General features: G+C 69.0%; 17 protein-coding genes. 7 read left to right on the forward strand and 10 right to left on the reverse strand.

What is annotated here, in order from left to right; translation table 11 throughout:
* Nucleotides 1–25 precede the first annotated feature (25 nt).
* A complete protein-coding gene (locus tag AC2SGK_RS10760; protein ID WP_488323546.1) occupies nucleotides 26–628 on the forward strand; it encodes a flavin reductase family protein in 603 nt (200 codons plus the stop codon).
* Nucleotides 625–1,158 carry an adenine phosphoribosyltransferase gene (locus AC2SGK_RS10765; RefSeq protein WP_488323547.1) on the forward strand — a complete coding sequence of 178 codons (534 nt, stop codon included), beginning with the start codon at nucleotides 625–627 and terminating at the stop codon, nucleotides 1,156–1,158. The genes AC2SGK_RS10760 and AC2SGK_RS10765 overlap by 4 nt, the downstream gene beginning before the upstream one ends.
* Here AC2SGK_RS10765 and AC2SGK_RS10770 read toward each other — a convergent pair.
* The 10 genes from AC2SGK_RS10770 to coxB form a co-directional block, all read right to left on the reverse strand.
* Nucleotides 1,155–2,552: an FAD-binding oxidoreductase gene (locus AC2SGK_RS10770; RefSeq protein WP_488323639.1), complete on the reverse strand. Its 1,398-nt coding sequence runs from the start codon at nucleotides 2,550–2,552 to the stop codon at nucleotides 1,155–1,157. The genes AC2SGK_RS10765 and AC2SGK_RS10770 overlap by 4 nt on opposite strands.
* Nucleotides 2,552–3,133, reverse strand: a complete 582-nt coding sequence (locus AC2SGK_RS10775) for a GNAT family N-acetyltransferase (RefSeq protein ID WP_488323640.1) — start codon at nucleotides 3,131–3,133, stop codon at nucleotides 2,552–2,554. The genes AC2SGK_RS10770 and AC2SGK_RS10775 overlap by 1 nt, the downstream gene beginning before the upstream one ends.
* Nucleotides 3,133–4,407, reverse strand: coding sequence for a M16 family metallopeptidase (locus tag AC2SGK_RS10780; protein WP_488323548.1), 1,275 nt, complete (start codon nucleotides 4,405–4,407; stop codon nucleotides 3,133–3,135). The genes AC2SGK_RS10775 and AC2SGK_RS10780 overlap by 1 nt, the downstream gene beginning before the upstream one ends.
* Nucleotides 4,404–5,780: a threonine synthase gene (gene thrC / locus AC2SGK_RS10785; protein WP_488323549.1), complete on the reverse strand. Its 1,377-nt coding sequence runs from the start codon at nucleotides 5,778–5,780 to the stop codon at nucleotides 4,404–4,406. Before thrC ends, AC2SGK_RS10780 begins: the two co-directional genes overlap by 4 nt.
* 10 nt (nucleotides 5,781–5,790) lie before the next feature.
* Nucleotides 5,791–6,462 carry an SURF1 family protein gene (locus AC2SGK_RS10790; protein ID WP_488323550.1) on the reverse strand — a complete coding sequence of 224 codons (672 nt, stop codon included), beginning with the start codon at nucleotides 6,460–6,462 and terminating at the stop codon, nucleotides 5,791–5,793.
* A gap of 75 nt (nucleotides 6,463–6,537) precedes the next feature.
* The gene (locus AC2SGK_RS10795) at nucleotides 6,538–7,365 is read right to left on the reverse strand and encodes a cytochrome c oxidase subunit 3 (RefSeq protein WP_488323551.1); all 828 of its coding nucleotides are present in this window, start codon (nucleotides 7,363–7,365) and stop codon (nucleotides 6,538–6,540) included.
* 35 nt (nucleotides 7,366–7,400) lie between these two features.
* The gene (locus AC2SGK_RS10800) at nucleotides 7,401–7,973 is read right to left on the reverse strand and encodes a cytochrome c oxidase assembly protein (RefSeq protein WP_488323552.1); all 573 of its coding nucleotides are present in this window, start codon (nucleotides 7,971–7,973) and stop codon (nucleotides 7,401–7,403) included.
* Nucleotides 7,970–8,197 carry a hypothetical protein gene (locus AC2SGK_RS10805; protein WP_411837469.1) on the reverse strand — a complete coding sequence of 76 codons (228 nt, stop codon included), beginning with the start codon at nucleotides 8,195–8,197 and terminating at the stop codon, nucleotides 7,970–7,972. Before AC2SGK_RS10805 ends, AC2SGK_RS10800 begins: the two co-directional genes overlap by 4 nt.
* Entirely contained in the window at nucleotides 8,197–9,114 is a 918-nt protein-coding gene (gene cyoE / locus AC2SGK_RS10810; protein WP_488323553.1) for a heme o synthase, read from the reverse strand. Before cyoE ends, AC2SGK_RS10805 begins: the two co-directional genes overlap by 1 nt.
* Before the next feature lie 73 nt (nucleotides 9,115–9,187).
* Complete coding sequence (gene coxB / locus AC2SGK_RS10815; protein WP_488323554.1) at nucleotides 9,188–10,093, reverse strand: cytochrome c oxidase subunit II; 906 nt, start codon at nucleotides 10,091–10,093, stop codon at nucleotides 9,188–9,190.
* Nucleotides 10,094–10,301: 208 nt separating this feature from the next.
* Here coxB and tldD point away from each other — a divergent pair, with 208 nt between their 5' ends.
* The 5 genes from tldD to AC2SGK_RS10840 all read left to right on the forward strand — a co-directional run bounded on the left by tldD (nucleotide 10,302) and on the right by AC2SGK_RS10840 (nucleotide 17,180).
* Nucleotides 10,302–11,723 (forward strand): metalloprotease TldD, encoded by a 1,422-nt coding sequence (gene tldD, locus AC2SGK_RS10820; protein WP_488323555.1) that lies wholly within the window; start codon nucleotides 10,302–10,304, stop codon nucleotides 11,721–11,723.
* 66 nt (nucleotides 11,724–11,789) lie between these two features.
* A complete protein-coding gene (gene dprA, locus AC2SGK_RS10825) occupies nucleotides 11,790–12,929 on the forward strand; it encodes a DNA-processing protein DprA (protein ID WP_488323556.1) in 1,140 nt (379 codons plus the stop codon).
* Between the two features lie 95 nt (nucleotides 12,930–13,024).
* Entirely contained in the window at nucleotides 13,025–15,745 is a 2,721-nt protein-coding gene (gene topA, locus AC2SGK_RS10830) for a type I DNA topoisomerase (RefSeq protein WP_488323641.1), read from the forward strand.
* A gap of 101 nt (nucleotides 15,746–15,846) precedes the next feature.
* On the forward strand, nucleotides 15,847–16,551 hold the full coding sequence (locus tag AC2SGK_RS10835; RefSeq protein WP_488323557.1) for a CoA transferase subunit A: 705 nt from the start codon (nucleotides 15,847–15,849) through the stop codon (nucleotides 16,549–16,551).
* Nucleotides 16,551–17,180, forward strand: coding sequence for a CoA transferase subunit B (locus AC2SGK_RS10840; RefSeq protein ID WP_488323558.1), 630 nt, complete (start codon nucleotides 16,551–16,553; stop codon nucleotides 17,178–17,180). Before AC2SGK_RS10835 ends, AC2SGK_RS10840 begins: the two co-directional genes overlap by 1 nt.
* Nucleotides 17,181–17,192: the final 12 nt, after the last annotated feature.

Here is a 17,192-nt window from a genome sequence, read left to right on the forward strand (position 1 = left end):
CCCGAACGCCATCAGGAGGCCGCCCATGTTCTATCGCCCCGAAGCCGGACACGGCCTGCCGCACAACCCCTTCAACGCCATCATCGCGCCGCGCCCGATCGGCTGGATCTCGACCCGCGGGTCGAAGGGCGACAACCTCGCGCCCTATTCCTTCTTCAACGCGGTGGCTTATGTACCGCCGCAGGTGATGTTCGCCTCGACCGGGTCCAAGGGCGACCGGCCCGGCACAAAGGACAGCGTGGCCCAGATCATCGAGACGGGGGTCTTCTGCGTGAACATCGCCACGGGCGATCTGCGCGACGCGGTCAACGCGACCTCGGCCCCCCTGCCCGCCGGGACCAGCGAATTCGCCGCCGCCGGGATCGAGGCGGCACCTTGCACCACCATCGACTGTCCGCGCGTGGCGGGGGCGGCGGCGGCGCTGGAATGCCGCATGACCCAGATCGTGCCGCTGGCCGGTCAGGCGAATTTCGCGGTCTTCGGCGTGGTGACCGGCATCCATATGCGCGACGACTGCGTGGTGGACGGGCGGTTCGATCCGCGGGCTGCGGGCGGCTGGATTGCGCGCCTCGGCTACAAAGACTATGCCGCCGTGACCGATCTTTTCGAAATGGACCGCCCCACATGAGCCGCACCGTCAAGGACTATGTCCGCTCGATCCACGACTTCCCGCATGAGGGAATCATCTTCCGCGACGTGACAACGCTGTTCGCTGATGCACGCGGATTCCGCATGGCGGTGGACCAGATCCTGCATGCCTATGCGGGGACCCGTATCGACAAGGTCGTGGGCCTTGAGGCGCGCGGCTTCATCTTGGGCGGCGCGGTGGCGCATCAGCTGTCCACCGGCTTCGTGCCGATCCGCAAGAAGGGCAAACTGCCCGGCACCGTCATCTCCGAGGCCTATCAGCTGGAATATGGCGAGGCGATCATGGAGATCCATGACGACGCCCTGAAGCCCGAAGAGAAGGTCCTGATCGTGGACGACCTGCTGGCCACCGGCGGCACGGCGGCGGCGGCGATCACGCTGTGCCGCAGGCTGGGCGCCGAGGTCATCGGCTGCGCCTTCGTCATCGACCTGGCGGAACTGGGCGGGCGCAAGGTGCTGGAGGGCATGGACATGCCGGTCCATGCGCTCTGCGACTTCGAAGGCGCCTAGGCCAGGACCGCGCCGGGGTTCATGATGCCAAGGGGGTCCAGCGCCCCCTTGATGGCCCGCATCGCGGCCAGCCGCGCCGGATCGCCCCACCGTGCCAGATCGGCGGCCTTCAGACGCCCGACCCCATGCTCGGCCGAGAACGACCCGCCCCGCGCCACGACCATCTCGTGCAGCCTGCGCGACAGGTCGCGGCGGACGGTCTCATAGTCGTCGCGGCTCCGGCCCGCCGCCGGGAACAGGTTGTAATGCAGGTTGCCGTCGCCCAGATGGCCGAAGCAGTTGACGCGCATGTCCCCCTGCCCCGCCAGCCAGGCCCCGGCATCGTCGATGAACCGGGCGACCTCGGACAAAGGCAGGCTGATGTCATGGCTGGCGATCGCGCCGACATGGCGGTTGGCCAGCGGAATATGCTCGCGCAGCGCCCAGAGGTCCGCGCCCTGCTGACCCGACTGCGCGATGACGCCGTCATGAACCAGACCGGCCTCGGACCCCGCGACAAACAGCCCCTCCAGCGCCGCATCGGCCGAGAGGCCCGCAGGCAGGCCGACCTCGATCAGCACCAGCCAGTCGGGGCGCGCCTCGAAGGGCTGGCGCATGTCGGGAAAGGCCGCGTCCAAGAAATGCAGGCTCTGGCCCGAGATCAGCTCGAAGGCCGTGACGCCGCCCGCCATCCGCGCCTGCGCCAGCGACAGCAGCGACAGGGCGGCGGCGGGAGTGTCCACGACCAGCATCGCGACGCCCGTCTCCGCCGGCACCGGGGCCAGGACCAGCGATGCGGCGGTGATGATGCCCAAGGTCCCCTCCGCCCCGATCAGCAGGTCGCGCAGGTCGTATCCGGTATTGTCCTTCCGCAGGCGCTTCAGGTCGTGCATCACCGAGCCGTCGGGCAGCACCGCCTCCAGCCCCAGGCACAGCGCGCGCGCATTGCCGTATCGCAGCACGTTCACGCCCCCCGCATTCGTGGACAGCACCCCGCCGATCTGGGCCGACCCCTGAGAGGCCAGCGACAGCGGGAACTGCCGCCCCACACCTGCGGCGGCGTCCCGCGCGGCCTGCAGCGTCACGCCCGTTTCGGCGATCATCACGCCCTCCTCCGGGTGACAGGCCCGGATGGCGGTCATGCGCTCCAGCGACAGGATCAGGGGCGCGGGTCCGTCGGGCATGATCTGCCCGCCGACCAGCCCGGTGCCGCCCCCGCGCGGCACGACCGGCACGCGCAGCGCCGCGCAGGCGCGGATCACGGCGGCGCATTCCTGAACGTCGCGCGGGGCCGCGACCAGACCCGCCCGCCCGTGATAGCGGCCGCGCGGCTCCTCGGTATAGTGCGGCGCGGGGTCGCGCAGCACGCCCTCGGGCAGCAGGGCGGCCAGACGGTCATCGGCTTGGGTCAGCATCATCGCACCTCGGTCCTGCCGCGGCGGTCGCCGCGGAGATTGGCGTAAAGCACATGGTTCCGCCAGCGCCCGCCGATCTGAAGATAGCTCTGGGCCACGCCCTCATACTTGAAGCCCGACCGCTCCAGCACGCCGCGCGATGCGGCGTTCTCGGGCAGGCAGGCGGCCTCGATCCGGCTCAGGTCCAGCGTGGTGAAGGCGTGGTGCACCAGCGCCCCGATCGCCTCGCGCATGAAGCCCTGCCGCGTGTGCTGCTGTCCGATCCAGTATCCGATGGTCCCCGACTGAGCGGGTCCGCGGCGGATGTTGTCCAGCGTGATCGCGCCCAAGAGCGTGCCGTCGCGATGGACCAGGAACAGCGGAAAGGCCGTCCCCGCCCGCGCCGACCGGGCCGCCCAATAGACGCGGTTGGTGAAGCTCTTGCGCGACAGGTGGTCGGGCGACCAGACCGGCTCCCACGGCGTCAGGAAATCGCGGCTTTCGTCGCGCAGCGCCCGCCAGGCGGCGAAGTCGGAATGGAGCGGCAGGCGCAGCGCGATGCGTTCGGCGTCCAACCGAAGGGCACGGCGCCGCGCCAGGATCATGCGGCAAGCCTCTCGGCCAAGGCCTCGCGCGAGGGGGCCGCGCCGACCGGGCCGTAGAGCGCCAACGCCGGCCGGGCATTGGCCAGCATCTGTTCCGCATGCGCCCGCACATCGGCGGCGGTCACGGCGGCGACCCGCTCGGCCACCTCGGCGGCGTCGGGCACCCGGCCCCAGATCGCCAGGCTGCGCGCCATGCGTTCGGCCTGGCCCGAGGGGCTTTCCAGCCCCATCAGCAGGCCCGCGCGCAGCTGAGCCTTGGCGCGGGCGATCTCGGCCTCGGTCATGTCCTCGGTCGCGCGCTTGATCTCGTCGATGGTCAGGGTGGCCAGATCGCCCAGATCCTCGGCCCCGGTGCCGGCATAGATGGTCAGCATGCCGGTATCGTCATGGAAGCCCGACTGCGCGAAGATCGTGTAGCACAGCCCCCGCTCCTCGCGGATCTTCTGGAACAGACGCGACGACATCCCCCCGCCAAGCGCCGATGAGAAGATCTGCGCCGCATAGAAATCGGGCGCCAGATAGCCCGGCCCCTCCAGCGCCAGCGCGAAATGCGCCTGCTCCAAGGGCTTCACCGTGCGGCTCTCCAAGCCCTGCCAGCGCGCGCCTTCGCGTACGGCCTGCGGGCGCGGCGCGATATGGCCCAGAACCTTCTCGGCCAAGCGCACGATGCGGTCGTGATCGACCGATCCGGCGGCGGCCACGACCATCTGGCCGGGGCCGTAATTCTCGGCCACGAAGCCCGCCAAATCGGCGCGGCCGAAGCTGCTGACCCGCTCGGCCGGGCCCAAGATGGTGCGGCCCATCGGCTGGTCCGGATAGGCGGCCTCCTGCAACCAGTCGAAGATGATGTCGTCGGGCGTGTCCAGCGCCTGCCCGATCTCCTGCAGGATCACGCCGCGCTCGACCTCGATCTCGCGCGCGTCAAAGACGGGGTTCAGGACGATGTCGCTGATCACGTCGAAGGCCAGATCGACGTCATCCTCCAGCACGCGGACGTAATAGGCCGTCGCATCGCGCGAGGTATAGGCGTTGATATAGCCGCCCACATCCTCGATCGCCTCCGCGATCTGCAGCGCGCTGCGGGTCGCGGTGCCCTTGAAGGCCATGTGCTCCAGGAAATGCGCGATGCCGTTCTGGTCGGCGCGCTCGTTCCTGCCGCCCGCCGCCACCCAGATGCCCAGGGCCGCCGAATGCAGGCCGGGCATCTGCCGGGTCACGATGCGCAGCCCGTTGGGCAGCGTGGTCAGGCGCGGGGTGGGGTCTTGGCTCACGCGGTCCTCCGTTCAAGGATCAGGGACTTAAGCGCGTCCACGTCGTTTTCAACCCGGGTCAGGCGCTCGGGCAGGTCGTAGAGGTCCGCCATATGCGGCGGCAGGCCGGGGCGGACCCCGATGGCGCGTTCCACCGCATCGGGGAACTTGGCCGGATGCGCGGTGGCCAGCGTGACCATCGGCACGCCGGGCTCCAGATGGCGCTCGGCCACGGCGACGCCCACGGCGCTGTGCGGGCAGAGGATCTCTCCGGTCCGCTCGCGCATGGCGCGGATCGTCTCCAGCGTCTCCTCCTCGGAGACGCGGCCCGAGGCATATTGCTCGCGCAGGGCCTCCAGCGCGCCCTGGCTGATCGCAAAGCCGCCCTGCTTCAGCTCCTCCATCAGCTGCCGGATCGCGCCCGCGTCCTGGCCATAGGCCAGATACAGCGCGCGTTCGAAGTTCGAGCTGACCTGGATGTCCATCGAAGGGCTGATCGACGGTTCGACCTCGCCCATGCGGTATTCGCCGCTGCTCAGCGCGCGGTGCAGGATGTCATTCTGGTTCGTGGCGACGATAAGGCGGCGGATCGGCAGGCCCATCTGGCGCGCGATCGAGCCTGCGAAGATGTCGCCGAAATTGCCCGTCGGCACGCAGAAATCGGTGGGCCGCATGCCAAGCGACGCGGTCGCGGTGAAGTAATAGACGATCTGCGCCACGACGCGGGCCCAGTTGATGCTGTTCACGCCCGCAAGCCCCACCCCGTCGCGGAAGGCATGGTCGTTGAACAGGTCCTTCAGACGCGCCTGGCAGTCGTCGAAATGCCCGGTCACGGCCAGCGCATGGACATTGGCGGCGGGGGGCGTGGTCATCTGGCGGCGCTGGACCTCGGACACACGGCCATGCGGGTACATGATGAACACGTCCACATTGTCGATGCCGCGGAAGGCCTCGATCGCGGCCGATCCGGTGTCGCCCGAGGTGGCGCCCACGATGGTGATCCGCTGGCCCGACCGCGCCAGGGCGATCTGGAACAGCTGCGCGATCAGCTGCATCGCGAAATCCTTGAAGGCCAGCGTGGGGCCGTGGAACAGCTCCAGCAGGTGATGGCCGGGGGCCAGCTGCACCAGCGGCGCGCGGGCGTCATGGCTGATGCGCGCATAGGCGCGCTCGATGGCGCCGCGCAGCTCGGCATCGGTGAAGCTGTCGCCGGTGAAGGGGCGCACCACGCGGAAGGCGACCTCCTCGTAGGAGAGGCCGTCCAGCTGCTCCAGCCCCTTGAAGGCCGGGATCGTCTCGGGCAGGTACAGGCCCCCGTCGCGCGCCAGCCCCGACAGCATGGCCTGTTCGAAATTCAGCACCGGGGCCTGGCCCCGCGTCGAGACGTAACGCATCGGAAATCCTTCAGTAGCTGCGCTGCCTGATACGCCAGATCAGCGCCAGTGTCATCACCGCCCAGGTGGCCGCGATCAGGAACCACTGCACCGCATAGGACAGGTGGTTGTTGGGAATCCCCTCGATGGCGACGGGGATGGGACGGGCGCCCTGGTTGTCGCCCTGAACCGCGCTGGCCACGACCAGGACGGGCAGCGTGTCCAGCGACGCGGCCATGGCGTCCACGTCGCGGGCGAACCAGATGTTCTCGTCCAGGTTCGGCGCAGGGGTCGAACTGCTGGCATCCTGCGGCCAGTGCAGGTTGCCCACGACGTCCAGCCGGACCGGCGGACGCTCCAGCCTGCGCGCCTCCTGCGGGACGAAGCCCCGGTCCAGCAGGATCGCGCGCCCGTCATCGGTGATGAAGCGCGACACGACCTGATAGCCCGCGCCTTGGTCGCGGGTGTGGGACAGCACGTCGATCTCGGCCCCGGTGGTGGTGCCGCTGACGGTCACGGGCAGGTACTTCATCGACGGGTCGATGGCCGCGGGCAGCGGCACGGGCGGGGCCTGGATGCCGGCGGTGATCTCCTCCAGCATCCCCTCCTTCCAGGCGCGGCGGTCCAGCTGCCACAGGCCCAGCTGGATCAGGACGGCGCAGCCGGCGATGCCGAGGATCAGGGGGAACAGATAGCGGCGCATGGGCGCTCCGGGGTCGGACGAACGAAAAACGCGCGGAGAAAGCCCCCGCGCGCCTGGATCGGTCAGGATCGGGGATCAGCTGCCCCAGACATAGATCACGGCGAACAGCACCAGCCAGATCACGTCGACGAAGTGCCAGTACCAGGCCGCGGCCTCGAACCCCAGATGCTGGTCGCGGGTCATCTGCCCCTTCTGGAAGCGCAGCAGGCAGACGGCCAGGAAGATCGTGCCGATGATGACGTGCAGGCCGTGGAAGCCCGTCGCGATGTAGAAGGCCGAGGCATAGGCCGTGTCGGCCAGACCGAAGGCCGCGTGGCTGTATTCGTAGGCCTGCAGCGCGGTGAAGAGGACGCCCAGGCCCACCGCGACGATCAGGCCGTTGATGGTGGTGCGGCGGTCGCCCTCATGCGCCCAGGCATGGTGCGCCCAGGTCACGGCCACGCCAGACAGCAGCAGGATCAGCGTGTTGATGAAGGGCAGGTGCCAGGGGTCGAAGGTCTCGATGCCCGCGGGCGGCCAGACGCCGTCGGTGATGGGGCTGTTCTCGCCCATCGGATACATGGCGTGCTTGATGAAGTTCCAGAACAGCGACACGAACAGCATCGCCTCGGACATCACGAACAGGATGAAGCCGTATTGCAGGCCGATGCGCACGACCGGGGTGTGATCGCCCTGCTCGGCCTCGCGGACCATGTCGGCCCACCAGGCAAAGGCGACATAGCAGGTCGCGACCAAGCCGATGCCGAACATCCAGGGTCCGGTGATCGGCGCGCCTGCCAGTGTCACCTCGCCCGACATCCAGGCGACCGCGCCGAACAGCATGACGAAGACCGCCACCGCGGACAGGAAGGGCCAGACCGAGGCCGGCAGGATATGATAGTCGTGGTTCTTAGCGTGCGCCATGATCGGATCCCCGTCGGCTCCCTCGTGTATTCGTCTCAGTTGATGGTGTCGGTCGCATCGGAGTCAAGCGCGGCGCTGCGCGGCTCGGTCCGGTGGAAGGTGTAGGACAGCGTGATGTCGCGGACATGGCCCGCGTCGCGGTCCTGCACCAGCTCGGGATCGACGTAGAAGCTGACCGGCATCTCCACCCGCTCTCCGGGCTGCAGCGTCTGCTCTTGGAAGCAGAAGCACTCGACCTTGATGAAGTAGTATCCCGAAACCTCGGGCGCGACGTTGTAGCTGGCCGTCCCGGTCAGCGGCACGTCGGAGGTGTTCACCGCCTCGTAGAAGGCCAGCCCGCTCTCGCCGATCTTCAGGTCCATGCGGGTCTGCATCGGCCGGAAGGTCCAGCCCAGGTTCTGGTCGGTATTGGCGTCGAAGCGCACGCGCACGACCTCGTCCAGGATCTCGTCGGAGGCGCTGTCCGAGACCTGCGTCGTGCCCCCGAACCCGGTCACCCGGCAGAACCAGTCGTAGAAGGGCACCGCGGCCCAGGCCAGCGCGCCCATCGTCACGACGACGCCCAGCAGCATGGCGACGGTGCGGCCCTCGGGGCTGAGACGTTTCATTGCTGAACCTCCTCTGCGGGTGTCCGGGTCGGCGCGGCGGCGGGTTCCGCAGGCGTCAGCGACACGCGGGGCTGGTGGTCGAACCCCTCCATCAGGCCGCCCTGCCGGACCTTGACCACGGTCAGCGCAAAGACCAGCGCGACGAAGCCGACCAGCACGATGCCCAGACCGATGTTGCGCGACCGGCGGCGGCCGTGGATCGGATGTTCGGTGCGTAGCGCCATCACCAGCCCCCCATCCAGCCCTGGACCATCAGGGCCAGGAAATGCAGGAACAGATAGGCCAGCGACAGCTTGAAGACACGCTTTTCCACGGCGTAGCCGTCGGCGATGGCGGCCTCCTCGCTGCGGCGCAGGATCTGCCAGCCGCCGCGGATGAAGGCCACGTTCAGCACCACCGCCACCGCCATGTAGAGCGGCCCGCCGATGGAGGTCAGGCCCAGCCACAGGGCGAAGGGCGCCAGCACCAGCGTATAGGCGAAGATGTGGCGGCGCGTGGCCTGCCGGCCATGGGTCACGGTCAGCATCGGCACGCCGGCCTTGTGGTAGTCCTCCTTCATGAACAGCGCCAGCGCCCAGAAGTGGGGCGGCGTCCAGAAGAAAATCAGCGCGAACATCAGCAGCGATTCGATGCCGATGCCGCCCGTAGCGCAGGCCCATCCGATCATCGGGGGGAAGGCGCCGGCGGCCCCGCCGATGACGATGTTCTGCGGGGTCCAGCGTTTCAGCCAGACGGTGTAGACGACGGCGTAGAAGAAGATCGTGAAGGCCAGGAAGCCCGCCGCGAACCAGTTCGCGACCAGCCCCAGCATCATCACCGAGATGACCGCCAGCACCAGGCCCAGGCCCAGGGCCGCGCCCTCCTCGACCCGGCCCGACGGGATCGGGCGGCTCTGGGTGCGGTTCATCACCGCGTCGATGTCGCGGTCGTACCACATGTTCAGCGCGCCCGACGCGCCCCCGCCCAGGGCGATGAACAGGACCGAGCAGAAGGCGATGAAGGGATGGACGTCCACGGGCGCCACGACCAGGCCGACGAAGGCGGTGAACACCACCAGCGACATGACCCGCGGCTTGAGCAGGGCGACGAAATCGCCGAACTCGGCCTCGGGGGTGGTGTCATATGCGTTGATATCGGTCATCGCGCCTGCACTTCTCATGCCTGGCCCGCGTCGGCGTGATTGCCGGCGCGGGTGGGTGTTTCGGTCTGCCGGGTCACTCGGCGCGGGCCAGCTCCACCTTGGCCTCGGGGGCCAGAGCCGCGGTCGGCGCGGGTTCCTCGCCCATGGTGCCGCCCTGCTCGGCCACCCAGGCCGCATAGACCTCGGGGCTGACGGCCTTGACGACGATCGGCATGTAGGCGTGGTTGATGCCGCACAGCTCGCTGCACTGGCCGAAATAGGTGCCTTCTTGCTCGACGCTGAACCAGGCCTGGGCGATGCGCCCGGGAACCGCGTCCTGCTTCACCGCGAAGGCGGGGATGGTCCAGGAATGGATCACGTCGCTGGCGGTCACCTGCAGCAGGACGGTCTGGCCGACGGGCACGACCACGGCGGTGTCGGTGGCCAGCAGGTACTCGTCCTCGGCATAGCCGTTCGCGGCCAGCTCCTCGCGGGGCAGCATCAGCGAATCGAAGGTGATGCCGTTGTCGGGATATTCGTAGGACCAGTACCACTGGTGGCCGGTCACCTTGACCACGACGTCGGGATCGGCGGGCATCTCCTGGCTGCGGAACAGGATCGGCAGCGAGAAGGCCCCGATGGCCACCAGGATCAGCACCGGGACCAGGGTCCAGCCGATCTCCAGCGGCGTGTTGTGGGTGAACTTGGCCGGGACCGGGTTCGAGCGGCTGTTGTAGCGGAAGATCACGATCAGCAGCAGCACGCAGACGAAGACGGTCACGGCGGCGATGATGATCAGCACGAAATGATCCAGCCACTGCTGGTCGCGCGCCAGTTCGGTCGAGGCGGGCTGGAAGCCCGTTCCTGCGGCCACCGGCTTGCCGATCGTGGGCAGATCGCCCAGCACGCCCTGCGCCATAGCCGCTGTGGTCAACAGGCCCGCGGATGCGAACCCCGTAGCTGCCGCGACCGCACGGCCCATCATCGCTCTTGCCATCATACCATCCCGTTGCATTGGCCCGGCCCCAATGACCGCAGGGGCTGCCGGGAGGCTGCCCCTTTTCCTTTCACAGTGACCGTTCTATGACCATATCTCGCCCGTCCGGGCAAGTCATACCTACCGCATTTCCCCATCCTTGGGGAACGCGACCCGGCGCCGCGCGGCCTTTTCGGACCGCACCGCGCGCCCCGGCAGCCAGGAGAGCACGATGACACGGCCCAGCTTCGACCCCTTCTCGACCGACCTGGACCGGGACCGCGCGCTGCGCATCCTGCAAGACGCCGTCGCGGGGGCCGATGACGGAGAGCTGTTCCTGGAACGCAGCCAGCAGGAATCGCTGGTCTTCGATGACGGCCGCCTGCGCCAGGCCAGCGTGTTGGCCGAACGCGGCTTCGGCCTGCGCGCGGTGCTGGGCGAGGTTACGGGCTATGCCCATTCGACCGAGATCACCGAAGCCGCGCTGCGCCGCGCCGCCGAGACCGCGCGCCTTGCCGTGGGCCGAGGCGGCGGCACCCTGGCCGCGGCGCCTCGGATGGAGCCGGTCGCGCTCTATCCGGCGCTGGACCCGGCCCTGGGCATCCCGACCGCGCGGCGCATCGCGCTCCTGCGCGAGATCGACGCCTTTGCCCGCGCCCTTGACCCGCGCGTGGTGCAGGTCACGGTGACGCTAGCCTCCAGCCTACAGGAGGTCGCGATCCTGCGTCCCGAGGGCGGGCTTGCCACCGACATCCGCCCCATGGCACGGTTGAACGTGGCGGTGATCGTCGAGAACAACGACCGCCGCGAGAGCGGCAGCGCCGGCGGCGGCGGGCGGCACGCGCTGGAGCCGCTGATGGCCCCCGACCGCTGGCAGGGCCTGGTCCACGAGGCGCTGCGGATCGCGCTGGTCAACCTGCGTTCGGTCCCGGCGCCCGCGGGGGTCATGGACGTGGTGCTGGGTCCGGGCTGGCCGGGCATCCTGCTGCACGAGGCGGTGGGCCACGGGCTGGAGGGCGACTTCAACCGCAAGAAGGCCTCGGCCTTTGCGGGTCTTCTGGGGCAGCGCGTCGCGGCCCCTGGCGTGACGGTGGTCGATGATGGCACCATCGAGGGCCGCCGCGGCAGCATCAATATCGACGACGAGGGCACGCCCCCCGCCCGCAACGTGCTGATAGAGGACGGCATCCTGACGGGCTACATGCAGGACCGCCAGAACGCGCGGCTGATGGGGGTGGCCCCCACCGGCAACGGCCGGCGCGAGAGCTTTGCCCATGTTCCCATGCCGCGCATGACCAACACCTACATGCCCGGCGGCGACGCGGATCCCGCGGCGATCCTGGCCGACCTGAAGGACGGCATCTATGCTGTGGGCTTCGGCGGCGGCCAGGTCGACATCACCAACGGCAAGTTCGTCTTCAGCTGCACCGAGGCCTATCGCGTCCGGAACGGCGTGGTGGGCGACCCGATTCGCGGCGCGACGCTGATCGGCGACGGGGCGACCGCGCTGCAGCAGGTCCGCGCCATCGGCAACGACATGGCGCTGGATCCCGGCATCGGCAATTGCGGCAAGCAGGGACAGTGGGTTCCGGTGGGCGTGGGTCAGCCAACGCTGATGATCGGCGGGCTGACGGTCGGCGGATCGGCCGCCTGACCGGACGGCGCTAACCGAATCTTAACCTCTTTCGGTCCAGATGGCGGGACGGATCGGAGGTGACCCATGACGATCGGCCTGACACCCGCCAGCTTCGGCCTGCCCGCGACGGATGACGACCTGACGGTGCTGCGGCTGATCCGCTCACGCAGGGTCGGGCCGGCGACGTTCCACCGCCTGATCGCCGAACATGGCAGCGCGCGCGCCGCGCTGGAGGCGCTGCCCCAGATCGCGGCCGCGTCCGGCATCGCCGACTATCAGCCCTGTCCCGAAGGCGTCGCGGCGGCCGAGCTGGCCGCCGGGCGCAGGATCGGCGCGCGCCTGATCCGCCATGACGGCTCCGACTATCCTGACCGGCTGCGCCAGATCGACGGCGCGCCCGCGATCCTCTGGGTGCGGGGCGACCCGGCCTGGCTGTCGCGCGACATGCTGGCGGTGATCGGGGCGCGCAACGCCTCCTCCCTGGGCATCCGCATGGCGCGAGGCATGGCCGCCGGTCTGGGCGAGGCCGGGTTCGTCGTGGCTGCGGGGCTGGCGCGCGGGGTCGACACAGCCGCCCATGCCGCCGCCCTGCCCACCGGCACCGTCGCGGTGATGGCCGGGGGCGTCGATGTCATCTATCCCGCCGAGAACGCGGCCCTTGCCGCCCGCATCGCCGAGACGGGCGTGCTGGTGTCCGAGCAGCCGCCGGGGACCGAACCGGCGGCGCGGCATTTCCCGACCCGCAACCGCATCGTCTCGGGCCTGTCGCAGGCGGTGGTGGTGATCGAGGCCGCCCACCGCTCGGGGACGCTGATCACCGCGCGCAACGCGCTGGACCAGGGGCGCGAAGTCATGGCGGTGCCGGGTCATCCGATGGATGCCCGCGCCGCGGGCTGCAACGCGCTGATCCGCGACGGCGCAACGCTGGTGCGCAGCGCCGCCGACGTGGCCGAGGCTCTGGCCCTGTCGGGCGCCACCGTGCCGCAGCGGATCGCGGTACAGGCGCCCCGCGCGATCCCGGCCGTCGAATCGCCCCGCGACCCGGCTCAGCCGATCCAGCTTGAGGGGCGTATTCTGGACCGGCTCGGGCCTTCGCCCACCGATGAGAACGACCTGATCCGCGATCTGGGCCAATCGGCGGCCACGGTCAGCGCGGCCATCCTGTCGCTGGAGCTGCAGGGGCGGGTGACGCGCATGCCGGGCGGGCGGCTGGCGCTGTCGTGACGGCGGGTCGGGCGGAAGCAGGCCTCGCCCCCCCCGTTGACACTGCGCCCCCCGGCACCCATCTTGCCGCCCCATTGCAGTTGTCCGAGATCATCATGCCCGTCGTCGTCGTCGAATCCCCGGCCAAGGCCAAGACCATCGAGAAATACCTGGGCTCGGACTATCGGGTTCTGGCCAGTTTCGGCCATGTGCGCGACCTGCCGCCCAAGGATGGCAGCGTCGATACCGACCATGATTTCGACATGAAATGGGAGGTCGCGGCCGACAGCCGCAAGCATCTGGCCGCGATCAAGGCCGCGCTGAAGGACGACCAGACCCTGATCCTGGCCACCGACCCCGACCGCGAGGGCGAGGCGATCAGCTGGCACCTGCTAGAGGCCCTGGCCCCCGCCCTGAAGAAGGGCGCCGAGGTCAGCCGCGTGACCTTCAACGCCATCACCAAGACCGCCGTGACCGAGGCGATGGGCAAGCCCCGTCAGATCGATCAGCCGCTGGTCGACGCCTATCTGGCGCGGCGCGCGCTGGACTATCTGGTGGGCTTCAAGCTGTCGCCGGTGCTGTGGCGCAAGCTGCCAGGAGCCAAGTCGGCGGGCCGGGTGCAGTCGGTCTGCCTGCGCCTGATCGTCGACCGAGAGATGGAGATCGAGGCCTTCAAGGCCCGCGAATACTGGTCCGTCCACGCACGCCTGGCGACGCCCGGCGGCGAGGAATACGACGCGAGCCTGGTGTCATTGGCGGGCAAGAAGCTGGAGCGCTTCGATCTGGCCACCGCCGATCAGGCCGCCATGGCGCTTAGCGCGGTGGTCAGCCGCGACCTGAAGGTGGCCTCGGTCGCCGCCAAGCCCGCCAGCCGCAACCCCTGGCCGCCCTTCATGACCTCGACCCTGCAGCAGGAGGCCAGCCGCAAGATGGGCATGGGCGCCAAGGCCTGCATGTCGGCGGCGCAGCGCCTCTATGAGGCGGGGCTGATCACCTACATGCGGACCGACGGCATCGACATGGCCCCCGAGGCCGTGATGGCCGCGCGCGACGCGATCAAGGCCAAGTTCGGCGAGACCTACCTGCCGAAATCGCCCCGCATGTACAAGAACAAGGCCAAGAACGCGCAGGAGGCGCATGAATGCATCCGTCCCACGGACATGATGCTGTCGCCCGACCGCCTGAAGGTCACCGCGGATGACCAGCGCAAGCTCTATGACCTGATCTGGAAGCGCACCATCGCCAGCCAGATGGAGGCCGCCCGGATGGAGCGGACCACCGTCGAGATCGAGAGCCCCGACGGCCAGGTGGGCCTGCGCGCCACCGGCCAGGTGATGCTGTTCGACGGCTTCCTGCGCGTCTATGACCAGGGCCGCGACGATGACGAGGGCGAGGACAGCGCCCGCCTGCCCGCGATCGCGCAGGGCGAGGCCGCGACCCTGGTCGCCGCCGCCTTCGAGGACGAGCTGACCCGCGCGCGCGACAAGGGGGCCGAGACGCCCGCCGCACCCAAGGGCCAGCGCGCCGCACCCGGCCTGCTGACCGACGAGGCCGCCCGCGCCGCCGCCCGGCAGCATTTCACGCAGCCGCCCCCCCGCTATACCGAGGCCACGCTGGTTAAACGAATGGAGGAGCTGGGCATCGGGCGCCCCTCGACCTATGCCAGCATCGTCACCACGATCCAAGACCGCGACTATGTCCGCAAGGACAAGAACCGCCTGATCGCCGAGGACAAGGGCCGGCTGGTCACGATCTTCCTGCTGAAATACTTCCCGCGCTATGTCAGCTATGACTTCACCGCCGACCTCGAGACCGAGCTGGACGAGATCAGTGCCGGCGACCGGCTGTGGCGCGAGGTGCTGTCGCGCTTCTGGCGCGACTTCTCCAAGGCGCTGGAGGGCACGTCGGAGCTGCGCATCACCGAGGTGCTGGACGCGATCGACGAGGCGCTGGCGCCGCATCTCTATCCGCCGCGGGCGGATGGGGGCGATCCGCGCGAATGTCCGCTGTGTGGTCAGGGCCGGCTGAACCTGAAGACCGCGCGGTCGGGCGGCGCCTTCATCGGCTGCACGAACTATCCCGAATGCCGCTATACGCGCCCGCTCTCCTCGCCTGATGGCGAGGCGCCGGTGGGCGACCGGGTGCTGGGCGAGGATGCGGGCGATGTCATCAGCCTCAAGACCGGCCGCTTCGGCCCCTATGTCCAGCGCGGCGAGGCGACCGAGGAGGCTCCGAAGCCGCCCCGCGCCTCCATCCCCAAGGGCTGGGACGCGGCCAGCCTGGACCTCGCACAGGCGCTGATGCTGCTGAACCTGCCGCGCCTGGTCGGCCTGCACCCCGAGGACGGACAGCCGATCGAGACGAATATCGGCCGCTATGGCCCCTATGTGAAGCACGGGTCGAAATACGCCAATATCGCGGATGTCGACGAGGTCTTCACCATCGGCATGAACCGCGCGGTCGAGGTCCTGGCGCAGAAACAGACGCGGGGCCGTGCCGCCGCCGCGGCCCCGCTGCGCGAGCTGGGCGAGCATCCCGATGGCGGGCCGATCCAGATCATGAACGGCAAGTACGGCCCCTATGTGAAATGGGCCAAGGTCAACGCCACCCTGCCCCGCGACGTGACACCCGAGGACCTGACGGTCGAGCAGGCGCTGGAGCTGATCGCGGCCAAGGCGGCCAAGTCCCCCGCCAAGGCCAAGAAGCCCGCCGCGAAGAAGCCGGCGGCGAAGAAGCCTGCCGCCAAGAAGCCCGCGGCCAAGAAGGCGGCCGCGAAACCTGCCGCCAAGACCGCCAGGACGACCAGGGCGAAGGCGGCCAAGCCCGACGCCGAGTGAGCGTCCGCCTGTCGGCGCTAACACCCGCCCCCCGCGATTGACACCGTCGCGGGGGCGGGCAACAACTTGGCCGTCAACGGGATTTCAGCAGGGGAGGGCCGATGAAAAAGGTCTATGGAACGGCGGCCGAGGCCTTGGAGGGGCTTCTGCATGACGGGATGGTCATCGCGGCGGGAGGCTTCGGCCTCTGCGGCATTCCGGAACTGCTGATCGACGCGCTGGTCGAGGCCAAGGTCAAGGACCTGACCATCGCCAGCAACAATTGCGGCGTGGACGGGTTCGGTCTGGGCAAGCTCTTGGACACGCGGCAGATCCGCAAGATGATCAGCAGCTATGTCGGCGAGAATGCCGAATTCATGCGGCAGTACCTGTCCGGGGAGCTGGAGCTGGAGTTCAACCCGCAGGGCACCCTGGCCGAGCGCATGCGTGCGGGAGGCGCGGGCATTCCGGGCTTCTACACCAAGACCGGCGTCGGCACCGTCATCGCCGAGGGCAAGGAGGTCAAGAATTTCGACGGCCAGGACTACATCCTGGAGCGCGGGATCGTGGCCGACCTGTCCATCGTCAAGGCCTGGAAGGCCGACGACACCGGCAACCTGGTCTTCCGCAAGACGGCGCGCAACTTCAACCCGCCCGCCGCGATGTGCGGCCGCGTCTGCGTGGCCGAGGTCGAGGAGATCGTCCCGCGGGGCAGCCTGGACCCCGATCACATCCACCTGCCGGGCATCTATGTCCATCGCATCATCCAAGGGCAGCACGAAAAGCGCATCGAGCAGCGCACGACCCGCAAGAAGGAGACCGCGTGATGACCAAGGGCTGGGACCGCAACCAGATGGCCGCCCGCGCGGCCGAGGAGCTGGAGGACGGCTGGTACGTCAACCTGGGGATCGGCATCCCGACGCTGGTGGCCAATTACGTCGGCGACAAGGACATCACCCTGCAGTCGGAAAACGGCATGCTGGGCATGGGCCCCTTCCCCTATGAGGGCGAGGAGGACCCCGACCTGATCAATGCGGGCAAGCAGACCATCACCGAACTGTCGCGCACCAGCTATTTCGACAGCGCGACCAGCTTCGGCATGATCCGCGGCGGCAAGATCGCGGCGGCGATCCTGGGCGCGATGGAGGTCTCCGAGGGCGGCGACCTGGCCAACTGGATGATCCCCGGCAAGCTGGTCAAGGGCATGGGCGGCGCCATGGACCTGGTCGCGGGCGTGGGCCGCGTGATCGTGGTCATGGACCACACCAACAAGGCCGGCGAGAGCAAGGTCCTGCGCAACTGCACCCTGCCCCTGACCGGCAAGGCCGTGGTGGACCGGATCATCACCAATCTTGGCGTGCTGGACGTGGTCGAGGGCGGCCTGCGCATCGTGGAGCTGGCCGACGGCATCTCGGAGGAGGACCTGCGCGCCGCGACCGAGGCGACGCTGGTCTGACCGCCCTGCCCT

The sequence above is a fragment of the Paracoccus sp. NIOT.M2S5SZ12 genome (genome assembly GCF_057748165.1).